The sequence below is a fragment of the Microbaculum marinum genome (assembly GCF_037855135.1).
GTDB lineage: Bacteria > Pseudomonadota > Alphaproteobacteria > Rhizobiales > Tepidamorphaceae > Microbaculum > Microbaculum marinum.
This window is the reverse complement of record NZ_JAZHOF010000009.1, coordinates 177,741-191,682: the sequence shown is the minus strand read 5'-3', so window position 1 is coordinate 191,682 and position 13,942 is coordinate 177,741. Positions and strand designations below refer to the sequence as shown.

At 67.3% G+C, this 13,942-nt stretch carries 11 protein-coding genes; 5 read left to right on the top strand and 6 right to left on the bottom strand.

Going from position 1 to position 13,942, the window contains the following annotated elements; translation table 11 throughout:
• Window positions 1-64 precede the first annotated feature (64 nt).
• The 4 genes from V3328_RS20955 to nanR all read right to left on the bottom strand — a co-directional run bounded on the left by V3328_RS20955 (window position 65) and on the right by nanR (window position 4,754).
• On the bottom strand, window positions 65-1,723 hold the full coding sequence (locus V3328_RS20955) for an extracellular solute-binding protein (RefSeq protein ID WP_340331664.1): 1,659 nt from the start codon (window positions 1,721-1,723) through the stop codon (window positions 65-67).
• A gap of 87 nt (window positions 1,724-1,810) precedes the next feature.
• Window positions 1,811-2,857, bottom strand: coding sequence for an NAD(P)-dependent oxidoreductase (locus tag V3328_RS20950; RefSeq protein WP_340331663.1), 1,047 nt, complete (start codon window positions 2,855-2,857; stop codon window positions 1,811-1,813).
• A gap of 10 nt (window positions 2,858-2,867) precedes the next feature.
• Entirely contained in the window at window positions 2,868-3,839 is a 972-nt protein-coding gene (locus tag V3328_RS20945; RefSeq protein ID WP_340331662.1) for an HpcH/HpaI aldolase family protein, read from the bottom strand.
• Window positions 3,840-4,010: 171 nt separating this feature from the next.
• A complete protein-coding gene (nanR, locus tag V3328_RS20940; protein ID WP_340331661.1) occupies window positions 4,011-4,754 on the bottom strand; it encodes a transcriptional regulator NanR in 744 nt (247 codons plus the stop codon).
• A 197-nt stretch (window positions 4,755-4,951) separates the two neighbouring features.
• Between nanR and V3328_RS20935 the strand changes: the two genes are divergently transcribed.
• Window positions 4,952-5,272, top strand: a complete 321-nt coding sequence (locus V3328_RS20935) for a hypothetical protein (RefSeq protein ID WP_340331660.1) — start codon at window positions 4,952-4,954, stop codon at window positions 5,270-5,272.
• 15 nt (window positions 5,273-5,287) lie between these two features.
• Here the strand turns inward: V3328_RS20935 and V3328_RS20930 are convergent, their stop codons facing one another.
• Both V3328_RS20930 and V3328_RS20925 read right to left on the bottom strand, forming a co-directional pair.
• Window positions 5,288-6,070: a cyclase family protein gene (locus tag V3328_RS20930; protein ID WP_340331659.1), complete on the bottom strand. Its 783-nt coding sequence runs from the start codon at window positions 6,068-6,070 to the stop codon at window positions 5,288-5,290.
• 258 nt (window positions 6,071-6,328) lie between these two features.
• Window positions 6,329-7,165, bottom strand: a complete 837-nt coding sequence (locus tag V3328_RS20925; protein WP_340331658.1) for an isocitrate lyase/PEP mutase family protein — start codon at window positions 7,163-7,165, stop codon at window positions 6,329-6,331.
• 322 nt (window positions 7,166-7,487) lie between these two features.
• Between V3328_RS20925 and V3328_RS20920 the strand changes: the two genes are divergently transcribed.
• From V3328_RS20920 to V3328_RS20905, 4 genes are all read left to right on the top strand, one after another.
• Window positions 7,488-8,849: a malonyl-CoA decarboxylase gene (locus tag V3328_RS20920; RefSeq protein WP_340331657.1), complete on the top strand. Its 1,362-nt coding sequence runs from the start codon at window positions 7,488-7,490 to the stop codon at window positions 8,847-8,849.
• Between the two features lie 95 nt (window positions 8,850-8,944).
• Entirely contained in the window at window positions 8,945-9,550 is a 606-nt protein-coding gene (locus V3328_RS20915) for a TetR/AcrR family transcriptional regulator (protein ID WP_340331656.1), read from the top strand.
• A 57-nt stretch (window positions 9,551-9,607) separates the two neighbouring features.
• Window positions 9,608-10,726, top strand: coding sequence for an efflux RND transporter periplasmic adaptor subunit (locus V3328_RS20910; protein ID WP_340331655.1), 1,119 nt, complete (start codon window positions 9,608-9,610; stop codon window positions 10,724-10,726).
• Between the two features lie 18 nt (window positions 10,727-10,744).
• On the top strand, window positions 10,745-13,858 hold the full coding sequence (locus V3328_RS20905) for an efflux RND transporter permease subunit (protein ID WP_340331654.1): 3,114 nt from the start codon (window positions 10,745-10,747) through the stop codon (window positions 13,856-13,858).
• Window positions 13,859-13,942 lie beyond the last annotated feature (84 nt).

Below are 13,942 nucleotides of genomic sequence, written 5' to 3'. Positions count from 1 at the left end.
GCGGTCTGGGTGAGGGAGGATCGGCGGGCCCCCGCCCGACGGGGCGGGGGCCTCAAGACCGGTTCTACAGCTGGACGGCCATGCCGAGCTTCTCGACCGTGTTGTCCGGGGTCGCGCCCGGCAGCTTGAGGAATTCCTCGTAGAACGCCTTCTGCGAGTCGACCCCGAGGTTCTCGGTGGTGGCGTTCCACTCCGCTTCCGCGGTCTTCAGCGCCTCCATCGGGTCGGCGCCCGCCCACACCGAAGTGGCCATGCGGTCGAGCGAGAGCTGATAGTCCTGGGCGCCGGGCATGATCGGATCGAGCAGGCCGACATTGGCGGAGTTGTTGAGGTTCGCCAGGTACTCCGGCGCGCTCGGGAAGAGCTCACCGTACAGTTCGGACTTGAAGTGCGAGATCCGGTACGGGTCGCGCAGCGCGTAGGGAAGCATGCAGCGCGCCAGCGACACCGGGGGCGAGCAGGCCCACTGCATGAACAGGTAGGCGGCTTCCGGATTCTCGGAATCGGCGGCGAGCGCCTTGTTGAACCCGAACGCGTGCTCCGGATGGCCGCCAGGGACGATCGCGTAGCCGACCTTTCCGGCGATCGAGGACTGCGGAATGAAGCTGATCGCCTTGTCCGACTGCGAGTAGCCGGCACTCATGCGCCCGGTGGGCGGCCACGAGTACATCATGGCGATCTTGCCCTGCAGCCACGCGGCCCACAGCGACACCGCGTCGAGTTCGTTGTTGCCGGGAATCGAGGCGGCGTTGGCGGCCTTCATGTTCTCCAGCGTCCTGACGCCGATCTCGTTGGCGAGATCGGCCTTCATGTTCTCGTCGAAGAACCGGCCGCCGTTGGCGCGGAACTGCTGCATGAAGTCGAACTGGTTGCCGGGCGAGGCGGCCTTGCGGAAATGCCCGGCCCCGTAGACATTCGGCGCCATCTGGTCGGTGATGAACTGGGCGACCTGGGCGTAGTCCTCCCAGGTCTTCGGCACCTCGAGCTTCTTGTTGAACTTGGCCTGGTAGGCCTCGTTGAGCTTCGGGTCCTCGAAGATGTCCTTGCGGTAGTAGAGGGCGAACATGTCGCCGTCGTCGAAGAAGCCCCAGATCTTGCCCTTGTAGGTGGGCAGCGCCTTGTAGAGCGGGTGGTAGTCCTCGAGATCCGCCATGTTCATGTACTTGGCGATATAGTCGTCGAGGGGCGCTATCACCCCGCCGTCGGCGAGCGCCGGCGTCCACTGCGGCTGCAGGTCGAGGACGTCGTAGGCGCTCGATCCGGCGATATGCTCGGAGATCGGCTTGGAGTACATGTCCGGCGGCGGCAGTTCGACCACCGTCGACTTGATGCCGGTCAGGTCCTGCCACAGGGGCCCCGAGAAGTTGCGCGGGTCGAGGGCCTGCAGGCCGGCTTCATAGGTCATGTTCAGGTTGACGCCGCTGTACTGCTTGGCAGCCTCAACGGCACGGTAGGCCGACCCGTCGGTCGGGCCCTCGGTGGAGGCCTTCAGCGCGGCGGCCTGGGCCTTGCCGAGCGGCGTGTTCGGATCCTCCAGCTGCATCTTCGACTGTGCCAGGGCCGACCTGGCGAACGGTGGAAGCACCGCTCCCGACAGCGCCAGCATGCCGGTTGCCTGTCCGAACCGCTTGATGAAGTCGCGGCGCGTCGGCTCTCCTCTCAGCCAGGAATCGACCTCCCGGGCGAGACCGGCCTCGAAATCCCGTCTTTCTCGATCGTTCATGTATTACCTCCCTTGGATTGCCCGAATGTTCTGTTCTGATCGGACTTGAACCTGGTCGCGCCACCTCCCGGCGCCCGGCGTCTTCCGCTAGCCGTAGCGCCTCCCGAAATCCTCCAGCTTCGCCGTCCAGCCGGGATCGTCGGTGACGGTCCGGTTGACGATGCCGCGCGGCACCTGGCCCTTCATCAGGGCCTTTACCGCCGCGACGTCGGCAGCGCCGTTGCCGGCGAAGCATTCGTCGGTCCAGCACAGCGAGTGCGGGGTGACGATGACGTTGTCGAGCCCGAGCAGCGGTTCGTCGGCCGGGCAGGGCTCGACCTCGAACACGTCGAGGCCGGCGCCGGCGATCGTCCCCTCGACGAGCGCCGAATACAGGGCGCGCTGGTCGACGACGGGTCCGCGCGCGGTGTTGATCAGGTAGGCCGTCGGCTTCATCCACTTCAGCCGTTCCGCGTTGACGAAGTGATGCGTCGCCTCCGACAGCGGGATCGAAACGGAGAGGAAGTCGGAGCGCCGGAAGATCTCCTCCTCGGAGACCAGCTCGACGCCGAGTTCGCGCGCCAGCGCGGCGTCGGCATAGGGATCGTGGGCGATCGGCGTCATGCCGAACGGCGCCGCCATCCGGAACACCTCGGCGCCGATGTTGCCCATGCCGAGCTGGCCGAGGGTCTTGCCGACCAGTCCGACGCCCATGTGGTCGGCCCGCCGGCCCCAGCCCGGCGGGCCCTCGCGGCACAGCCTGTCCTTGATCAGCAGCTTCTGCGACAGCGCCAGGATGTAGGTGATCACCGAGACGGCTACGGGACGGCGCACGCCGTCGGGCGTGATGATGACGGCGATGCCGTTGTCGGTGCACGCGGCGACATCGACATTGTCGTAGCCGACCCCGAAGCGTGCGACGGCGGCTAGCGTGTTGCCGGCCGGGATGGAGTCGCGGGTGAACTTCGGCACCAGCAGGATCAGCGCGTGACAGCCTTCCAGGCCCGAGGCGGGGATCGTGCCGTCGACGGCGTCGACCCAGACGACCTCGATGGCCGGGTCGGAGGTGAGCGGAGTCAGATCGAAACTCGGATAGGTCGGGCTGCCGTCGCTCTTGCGAAAGTCTCCCGACAGGGCGATGCGGAACCTGTCCATGACCCGCCTCCTACCCGGCCTTCTTCCCGCCGCCGGACCGGGCTCGCTTCGCCGCGGGCTTCTTCGGCTTCGCCGATTTCGCGGAGGTCGCAGCCGTCTTCGCAGCCCCCGTCCTCGCAGCCACCTGCTTCGGGCCCGCCTTCTTCGGGCTTGCCTTCCCTCGGACAGCCTTCCCTCGCGCGGCGCGCTTCGATCCCGCCGATCCGCGCCCGCAGCCGGCGCGGATCTCCCCGACAGCAGCGGTCAGCGCCGTCTGCAGCACCCAGACGTCGCCGGAGTAGCAGATGAAGTCGAAGCCTTCACTGAACAGGTCGATGCCGGACTTCGTGTCCGGCACCAGGCGGCCCACCGCCTTGCCGTGGCTGCGGCCGGCGGCGATGGTCCGCGCGATCGCGTCCTTGAATTTCCGGTGCTCGAACTGGCCGGGGATGCCGAGCGAGGCGGACAGATCGAAATGTCCGACCCAGAGGCAGTCGACACCGTCGGTCGCGGCTATTTCCTCGACGTTCTCGACGCCTTCGGCCGTCTCGATCTGGGCAAACAGCGTCGAGCGCTCGTTCGCCGCGGCGAGCTTGTCGAGGACGGCGCCGGTCGCGTACTTGTCGTGGGCGACGCCGAGGGCGACGCCGCGCTTGCCGGCCGGCGTGTATTTCATGCAGTCGAGGATGGCGCGCGCCTCGGCCGCGTCGTTGACCATCGGCACCATCAGGCCTTCCGCGCCCATGTCGAGCGCCCGGGCGATGTGGTGGTATTCCTTGGAGGGGACGCGGACGATGGCCGGCAGCGAGGCGGCCTCGAAGTAGCGCAGCGCGGACTTGATGGTTTCGTTGTGAAAGCCTGAATGTTCGGTGTCGAACAGGACGAAGTCGCAGCCGGCGTTCCTGAGAATGTAGCCGATGCCCGGCGTGGCGAATTCCACGATGAAGTGGCCGACCTTGAGCGACCGCGTGCGGGCCATCGCCCGCATCGTCTGATTCGACATCCCCGACGTTCTCCCTCTTCGGCGCACATTAAGGTCCGGCGCCGCTATAATTTGATCAGATTATACCACTTGCGGGGGTGTCGCAAGGGAACGGCGGAAGCACAGCGCGGCGCGCAGTCTGCAACCCCGTCGCGGTCGTGCGGCACTGCCGGTGCGGCCGTCGCCGTCGCCTCAGGTCCCGGCCTCCAGCGCCCCGCGGTCGGCGGAGTGCGAGCGGTGGTAGAGGCCGTTGGCGCGATTGAGGTGGTCGAGCATCGCACGCGCCGCCTGTTCGGCATCGCGGGCCTCGATCGCGGCGATGATCTGCCGGTGCTCGTCGAGAGTGAGCTGCTCGCGGCCGGGCACCCGGACGAGATCGATGTGGAAATGCGCCAGCCAGCCGAAGATCGCGTCCGACAGGGCGGCGAAGATCGGATTGCCGCTGATCGCCGCCACCTCGCGATGGAACTGCCCGTCGAACTCGAGGAACCTCTGGGCGTCGGTGCGCGCCTCCTCCTGGATCTCGACCACCCGGACAAGCCTAGCCAGATCGCTGTCGGAACGCTTTCGCGCGGCGTTGCGGGCCATTTCCATCTCGAAGGTGGCGCGCGCCTCCTTCAGGTGCTCCATGCTCGCCGGCGAATGGGTGAGCAGGTGGCGCATGGTCTCGCCCATCTGGTCGACCATGCGGCCGATGGAGGGTTCTGCGACGCGCGCCCTGCCGCCGTGCCGGATCTCCAGCAGTCCCATCCCCTGCAGGGCCTGCATCCCCTCGCGTACCGCCGGCCGTCCGACGCCGAAAGCCTGCATCAGTTCGCGCTCCGACGGCAGCGGGTCGCCGGGGGCGAACTCGCCGCTGCGGATCAGCGCGAGCAACTGCTCCTGGACCTGATCCGCGAGTTTCAGCCGCCGTGAGGGCGCACGTTTAGTCATCATACCAGTAGCATGCTCCAAGGCTGGGTGGGCCGCAAGCGCGCGGCGGCGGGAGAGGCGTGGCGGGCGCCGGAATCGACGCCGGACCGCGCTCAGGTACCGGCATTCAGCAGCGGAGTAAAATCTTTGCTGGATTAGCCGTCCGATCGGCGCAAGACTGCTACCGAACGGACGAAACAGTCGTGTGGGAGAAAGCTACGATGCGTTTGGGGTCGCAAATTGCCGTTGCCGCGCTGACGGGGGTCATGGCCGCCGTATCGGTACCTGCCGTCGCAGCAACGATAATCCTCGAGAACAACGCCGGACCGAACGTCTGCGAGGTCCAGGTGGCGATCGGGCCGTACGCCCCGGAGGGCCCGACGGAGAACTTCGGCGACCTGCAGTTCAACTGGCGCCGGACCTTCACGACCGACAAGCTGTGCTACCGGATCTCGGAGCCGCCCGACGACTGCTCGGGCGTCTACAGCAAGTGGACCTGCTGCGAATCAACCGGCGGCGAAACGCTGTGCGCAATGAACTGACCGGATCGACCCCGGTCAGCCGTCCTCCTCGAAGATCGCCACGGCGCGGGTGAAGCCGGCCGAGGCCGCCCTGATCTTGAAGGGGAAGCAGGAAACGGTGAAGCCGCTGGCCGGCAGGCTCTCCAGGTTGGCGAGCTTCTCGATGTGGCAATAGCCGATGTCGATGCCGGCCCGGTGGCCTTCCCAGATGATCGAGGGGTCGCCGGTCTCGGCGAAGCGGCGGGCCGTGTGGACGAACGGCGCGTCCCAGCTCCAGGCGTCGGTGCCGGTGACCCGCACCCTCCTCTCGAGCAGATAAAGCGTCGCCTCGCGGCCCATGCCGCAGCCTTTGGACAGGTAATCCGGCGAACCGTAGGCCGCGCCGGCGGAGGTGTTGACCAGCACGATGTCGAGCGGCTGAAGGTCGTGGCCGATGCGGGCGAGCTCCGCCTCGACGTCGGCCGCGGTCGCGACGTAGCCGTCCTCGAAGTGCCGGAAATCGAGCTTGACGCCGGGGTTGAAGCACCACTCCAGCGGCACTTCGTCGATGGTGATCGCCCGACTGCCGCCGTCCATGGTCGAGGCGAAATGATACGGCGCGTCGAGGTGGGTGCCGTTGTGGGTGGCGATGGTGAGCTGCTCGATCGCCCAGCCCTCGCCGTTGGGAAGCTGGTCGACGCTCAGGCCGGGGAAGAAGGCCGCGACCTGCGGCGCCGTCTGCCTGTGGTCTAGGTAGTCGATCCTCGGCAGCATGGCGGGCGGGTCGGAGGCGATGTCGGCTTCAAGCGCGACCGAAAGGTCGACGATGCGGCGGGGCATGGCAGGCTCCTGTCGGCAGCCCCGTGGCGGGGCCGTTCACCGGCGGCATTGAAGCGGGAGTGGCGGGCCCTGTCGACCGCCGTGTGCGGAGGCCGCGCGGTATCCATGGCGTGCCGCGGTTCGCAGGAGGGCTCGGGCCGCGGCGGAGCCCTCCGCCAGCAGGATGTTGAAGCGCCGGCGGATCGCCCTGTCGGAGGGGGCCGGCCGATTGCGACCCGGTTGACGGCCGCTGTCCTTTCCTGGCGGGTAGATCGACCGTCAGCGCGGGGTCCCCGAATCGATGGCCTCGAGTATCGGCTTCCAGCTCGAGGCCGAGGTGAGGCCCTCGAAGCTGCCGTCGTCGGCGAGGGCCCTGGCCGCCCGGTAGAGCGCGCCGAGCGCGACCCTCGTCGTCGAGCCGCCGAGGCTGATGCGGCTGACGCCGGCTTCGCCCAGCGACGCCACCGTCTCGCCCGGCACGCCGAGGCCGCCGAGATGGTTGACGGGCTTGCCGACCGACCTGCAGACGCGGGCGATGTCGTCGAGGCTCTTCAGGAACGGCGCGTACAGCACGTCGGCGCCGGCCGCCTCGAAGGCCTGCAGGCGGCGTATCGCCTCGTCGAGGTCGTAGTGGCCGGCGATCAGGCCGTCGGCCCGCGCCGTCAGGGTGAACGGGTGCGCCGCGTTGCGGGCGGCCTCGGCGGCGGCCTCGATGCGTGCGACGGCGAGATCGAAGGGATAATAACCGTCGCCGCCCGGATGGGTGTCCTCGATGGAGCAGCCGGCGAGCCCCGCCTCGGCCGCCATGCCGACGGTCTCGGCGACGCCCTCGGGCGCATCCGAATAGCCGTTCTCCAGATCGCCGTTGACGGGCAGGTCGGTCGCCTCGGCGACGAGGCGCGCGTGCCCGATCGCCTCTTCCGCGCCGATGTCGCCCTCGCCGTCGCGCCGGCCGGTCAGGTAGGCGAAGCCGGCCGACGTGGTGGCGAGGGCCTTGTAGCCGAGGCCGGCAAACAGCCGCGCCGTGCCGACGTCCCAGACGTTGGCCATGACGAAGGGTTGCGACCCGCCATGCAGGTCGCGGAACGCGGCTCCCTTTTCCGCTGCGGTCTTCATCGTTCTCTCCTGTCGTGCGCGGGCTGCCGGATCATCACGCCCGCATCCTTCCGGCGTGATTTCATTTTCCCGCGATTGTGTGAAGCGGATTCTATTGTCGCCCCGTTGCCGGCCGGAACCGATATCGAGGCTTCACAGTTCTCTGTGACACTGCCGGCCACGGCAGCGTGCCGGACCGCACGGGCGGACCGGTCGACTTCGCGGGGATCCTGACAATATGACCACGGCATCGGCGATCATCAGGGAGTTGCCGTCGGGCGCCGTTTCTGCATCCTGTGATGCCGACGAGCGTGTCGCACCGATTGTCTCCAGAAGGGCCTCGATGACCTCCTATTTCTTCAACGACCTGCTTTCCACCATCGTCGACCGCGGCCGCGGCATCGTCGAGCGCGGCCGCGATCGGCGTCCCTCCGGCCAGAACCTGGCGGGGCTCGCCAACGACCTGCTGTCGGGACGTGGCGAGGCGACGGGGATCGCGCTGGCGCGCGACCTGTTCGACAACTACGCGACGCTCGATTCGGCCGGGCGCACGGCGTTCTTCCGGGCGCTGGCGAGCGAGTTCGGGCCCGATCCCGAGGCGCTCGCCGCCGCCGCGGAGGCCTATCTGAAGGAGCCGGGCGAGGCGACGGCGCTGCGGCTGCACCAGGCCTCCGAGCCGCGGCGGCAGGAGCTGATCCGGCGGCTGAACCGGGCGCCCGGCGGCACCGCGGCGCTGGTGGCGATGCGCGAGGACCTGCTCGACCGGCTTCCCGACCATCCCGACTTCCGGCCCGTCGACGCCGACTTCTCGCACCTGCTGTCGTCGTGGTTCAACCGGGGCTTCCTGGTGCTGCGGCGGATCGACTGGTCGATGCCGGCATCGACGCTGGAGAAGATCATCCGCTACGAGGCGGTGCACGAGATCAACGGCTGGGACGACCTGCGCCGGCGCATCGATCCGCCGGACCGCCGGCTCTTCGCCTTCTTCCATCCCGCCCTGGTCGACGAGCCGCTGATCTTCGTCGAGGTCGCGCTGACGGCCGCGATTCCCGAGGCGATCGGACCGATCCTCGCCGAGGATCACCACCCGATCGACCCGGCCCAGGCGACGACTGCGGTGTTCTACTCGATCTCCAACTGCCAGAAGGGCCTGAGGGGCATCTCCTTCGGCAATTTCCTGATCAAGCAGGTCGTCGAGGAACTGGCGCGGGCATTCCCCTCGCTGAAGACGTTCGTGACGCTGTCGCCGGCGCCGACCTTCCGCAAATGGGTGGAAAGGCAGGTCGCCGACGAGGCCGCGGGAACGCTTCGTGCGGGCGACCGCGAGGTGCTGGCCACGCTGGAGGACGCCGCCTGGGCCGGCGATCCCGCCACCGCCGAGCGGGCCCGCCCGGTGCTGCTGCGGCTGGCGGCGCAGTATTACCTGCAGGCCAGGACGGATCGCGGTACCCCGCCGGATCCGGTGGCGCGGTTCCATCTCGGCAACGGCGCCCGCCTCGAACAGCTCGACTTCCTCGGCGATCCCTCGCCGAAGGGGCTCGGCGAATCGTACGGGCTGATGGTCAACTACCTGTACGACCCCAAGACGATCGAGCGCAACCACGAGGCGTTCGCGAACAAGGGCGAGGTCGTGGCCAGCACGGCGGTCAAGCGGCAGCTGCGCGGGGCGCCGGAAGTGACTCAGGCGATCGCCTTGTCCGCCTGATATAGCCAAACTGCAATGATGCGCTGCAATGCCATTGACGCAGTGCAGCACCGCCGTTATTTGTACCGTCCGGACGGTATTGCAGTGGTGCGCAGATGGCAGGTCGCAAGCGGATTCGCAATGCCGCCTCGAAGGAGCTGATCCTCGAGGCGGCCGAAAGGGTCGTCGTGCGCGACGGACCGGCGCGGCTGACACTCGACTCCGTGGCGCAGGAAGCCGGCCTGAGCAAGGGCGGCCTGCTCTACAACTTTCCCACCAAGCAGTCGCTCATCGAGGGCATGATCCTCAACACGGTTGACCGGCATCGGCGCCGGTTCGACGAAGTCCAGGCTGAGAGCGCCGGTGCGCCGAACACGGCCATCGCCGCGCTGATCGAGGCCCGCAGGGCGGCATGCCCCGAGCGCAGCGTCGGCCTGGCGCTGATGGCGGGGCTCGCGGAGAATCCGGCGCTGCTGTCGCCGCTGCGCGAGGAGACCCGCGAGGCGCTGGAGGCGATCCGCGCCAATTCCACCGATCCGATGCTCGCCACGTTGCTGTGGCTGGCTCTGGGCGGTCTGGACTTCTTCGAACTGCTGGATATTTCTCCCTTTCCCGAGACCGAGCGCAGGGAGCTCGAATCGCACATGGCAGGGTTGATCCGGTCCGCCGGTTCCGGCAGGTGCGAGCGCCCGGCCGATCCGGATTTCCCCCTGGCGCAGTAACTCCTTCCTTCCAGATCAAGACGACGATCCGCGAAGAGCGGGCACAGAGGACCTTCCATGCGTTGGAAAAGAATGCTGGTGATGCTGGTCGGCGCAGGCGTCGTGTTCGGCGGCGTGTACGGCTTCATCCAGTTCAAGAACATGAAGATCGCCGAGTACTTCGCCAACATGCCGAAGCCGGTGATCTCGGTCACGACCTCCGAGGCGACATCGGAGACGTGGGACACGACGGTTCCCGCGGTCGGCACGCTGCGCGCGATCAACGGCGTCGACGTGACGACGGCGATCGCCGGGCAGGTGCAGAAGATCATGTTCGAGTCCGGTCAGGAGGTGAAGGCCGGCCAGACCCTGGTCGTCCTCGACTCCGAGATACAGCAGGCGAACCGCGACGCGATCGCCGCGGAAGAACAGCTTGCCGAAGCCAACTACAAGCGCGTCAGTTCGCTGAAGGAGGGCTCGGTCGTCTCCCAGGCGCGGATCGACGAGAACCTGTTCGCCATGCAGGCGGCGAAGGCGCGGGTCGCCTCGCTCGACGCGGAAATCGCCAAGAAGACGATCACGGCCCCGTTCGAGGGGCGGGTCGGCATCCGGCAGGTGGACCTCGGCGAATACCTGCAGCCCGGCTCGCCGATCGTGAACCTGCAGGATCTGAAGACCATGCGGGTCGAATTCTCGGTGGGCCAGCGGGACGTGCGCGAGGTGGTGCCCGGCCGGCAGATCCGGGTCACCAGCGACGCGGTCCCGGGCACCGAGTTCACCGGCGAAATCACCTCGCTGGAGCCACGGGCCGATCCCGCCACCGGGCTGATCCGCGTCGAGGGCAGCCTGCCCAACCCCGACGGCGTATTGCGGCCGGGCATGTTCGTGTCGGTGGAGGTCAACCTCGCCGACAAGCGCGACGTGGTGGTGATCCCGGAATCGGCGATCAGCTTCAACCTGTACGGCGACTTCGTCTACGTGGTCGAGCCCAAGGCGGAAGACGCCGAATACCCGACCGTCAAGCGGGTCGTCGTCGAGGCTGGCGATCGGCGCGACGGCAACGTGGTCATCCTGTCCGGCGTTTCCGCCGGCGAGACGGTGGTCACTTCCGGCCAGCTCAAGCTGTCCCCGGGAATGCAGATCGACGCATCGGCGGGCGAACTCGACAAGCCGGCCGTGACGGACCAGAACTACTGAGGCCGGCGGAGACAGACGATGTTCGACATCTTTATCCGACGGCCCGTTCTCGCGGTCGTCGTCAGCCTGCTGCTCTTCGTCATGGGGCTGCAGTCGGTGTTCAGCCTCCAGGTGCGCCAGTACCCGGAAATGCAGAATACCGTCATCACCATCACCACGACCTATCCGGGCGCCGATTCGGACCTCATGCAGGGCTTCGTCACGCAGCCGATCGAGAAGGCCGTGGCGACGGCGGACGGCATCGACTACCTGACGTCCAAGAGCACGCAGGGCGTCAGCATCATCCAGGTGTTCGTGCGCCTGAACTACGACGCCAACGCGGCGATGACGGACGTCACCGCGAAGGTGAACCAGGTCCGCGCGCAGCTGCCCTCCGACATCAACGACCCGGTTCTCGTGAAGGCGACCGGCAGTACCTTCGCCTCGATGTACGTCGCCTTCACCTCCGAGGTCCTGAACGAGGAGCAGATCACCGAGTACCTGACGCAGGTCGTTCAGCCCGAACTGTCCGTCGTGCCCGGCGTCGCCAATCCGGAGATCCTCGGCAACCGTACGTTCGCGATGCGCGTCTGGCTGGACCCGACGAAGCTCGCGCAGTTCGGTCTCTCTGCCGCCGAGGTCGTCGCGGCCCTTCAGGCGAACAACTATTCGTCCGCCGCCGGAGCAACGAAGGGCTACTACAACATCGTCACCAACCGTGCGGAAACGGATGCGACGTCGGTCGAGGAGTTCCAGTCACTGGTGGTGCGCAACACCGGCACCGACATCGTCCGGCTCGGCGACGTGGCGAAGATCGAACTCGGCTCGCAGAGCACCGACTCCGCCGTCGTCGTCGGCGGCAAGTCGGCCGTCTTCCTCGGCATCAAGGTGGCGTCCGACGCCAACGAGATCACGGTCATCAATGCCGTGCGCGAAGCGCTGCCGCGCCTGCAGAACAATCTGCCGGAAGGCCTCGACCTGGAAATCGTCTACGACGCGACGGAGTTCATCCAGGAGTCGATCATCGAGGTGGTGAAGACGGTCGGCGAGGCCGCGCTGATCGTCATCGTGGTCATATTCCTGTTCCTCGGGTCGGTGCGGGCGACGCTGATCCCGATGGTGACGATCCCGCTGTCGCTGATCGGCGTCATGACGGCGCTCTATGCGCTGGGTTTCTCGATCAACCTGCTGACGCTGCTGGCGATGGTGCTGGCAATCGGCCTCGTCGTCGACGACGCGATCGTCGTACTGGAAAACATCCATCGACACATCGAGGAGGGCCTGACGCCCTTCCAGGCGGCGATCAAGGGGACCCGCGAGATCGCGACGCCGGTGATCTCGATGACGATCACGCTGGCCGCGGTCTACGCCCCCATCGCGTTGACGGGAGGCCTGACGGGGACGCTGTTCCGGGAGTTCGCGCTGACGCTTGCCGGTGCCGTGGTGGTGTCGGGCGTGGTCGCGCTCACGCTGTCGCCGATGATGTGCTCCAAGGTGCTGAAGCACAGCGCCCAGAGCGGCTTCGCGGCCCGGGTCGACCGGGTCTTCGGCCGCCTGCAGAGGGGCTATGGCCGGGCGCTCGGGGCGTCGCTTAAGGACCGTCCGACGACGGTCGTCTTCGCGCTCATCGTGTTCGGGATGATCGGCCTTCTCTATCCCTCGATCCAGAACGCGCTCGCGCCGGACGAGGACCAGGGGGTGCTGTTCACGATCTACAACGGTCCGAGCTACGCCAATATCGACTACATGAACCTGTTCGCCGACGACGTCGCCCAGGCGTTTTCCGACCTGCCGGAGACGGAGCTCGCCTTCACGATCACCGGGTTCGACGGCTTCACGGCGAGTTCGGCCATCGGCATCGGCACCTTCGTGCCCTGGAGCCAGCGCGAGCGGTCCGCCGGGGCACTGCAGCCGCTCATCCAGGCGAACCTGGACAAGATTCCCGGCATCAAGGGGTCGGTATTCTCGCCGCCACCGCTGCCAACATCCGGCGGCGGCTTTCCGATCTCCTTCGTCGTCCAGACGACCGCCGATTACGAGCAACTCGTCCAGGTGACCGACCAGATCGTCGAGGCCGCGCAGAACAGCGGCAAGTTCCTGTACATGGACACCGATCTCAAGTTCGACACGCCGCAGACCATCATCCGGGTCGATCGCGACAAGGCGGGTTCGATCGGCGTCACCATGCGCGACATCGGGGCGACGCTGGCGGTGATGACCGGCGGCAACTACGTCAACCTGATCAACCTGGGCGGACGTTCCTACCAGGTCATCCCGCAGGTGCCCCGGTCCGACCGGCTCGTGCCGGAGCAGCTGGGGACCTACTACGTGAAGGCCGCGAGCGGCGACATGATCCCGCTGTCGAGCCTGGTCGAGATCGAGCAGGCGGTGATGCCGATCAGCCTCAACCGCTTCAACCAGCTCAACGCCATCACCATCAACGCGGTGCCGATGATCGGGCTGACCGCCGGCGAAGCCCTGACCTTCCTCCAGGAAGAGGCGGCGCGCGTGCTGCCGGCGGGATTCTCGGTCGACTATGCGGGAACGTCCCGACAGTTCATCCAGGAAGGCAGCGCGCTGTACCTGGTGTTCGTGTTCGCGCTGGTGGTCATCTATCTGGTGCTCGCCGCCCAGTACGAGAGCCTGCGCGATCCGCTGGTGATCCTCGTTTCGGTGCCGCTGTCGATCGTCGGGGCGCTGATCCCGCTGTCGCTCGGACTCTCGTCGATGAACATCTACAGCCAGATAGGGCTGGTGACGCTGATCGGCCTGATCACCAAGCACGGCATCCTGATCTGCGAGGTCGCCCGCGAACAGCAGGAAAAGTTCAACGTGTCGCGGGCGGAAGCGGTTCTGCATGCGGCCGAACTCAGGCTGCGGCCGATCCTGATGACGACGGCGGCGATGGTGGCCGGCCTGCTGCCGCTGCTGTTCGCCTCGGGGGCCGGCGCGGCGAGCCGCTTCTCGATTGCCGTGGTGATCGTCGCCGGCCTGCTCATCGGCACGCTGTTCACCCTGTTCGTTCTGCCGGTGATCTACACCTTCCTGGCGACCGACCGGTCAGGCACCCAGGAACGGCTGGCCAGGGAAGAAGAAGCGCTGGCGGCCATCGAGGGCGATCCCGACAGCGATCCACATCCAAGCGCAGGCTGACCTTCGGCAACGGGCCGAGGGGGGACGGCGGAGCGGCGGCGGCGCCGCGCTCCGCCGCACGGCATGCCGCGCCTTGACATGCAG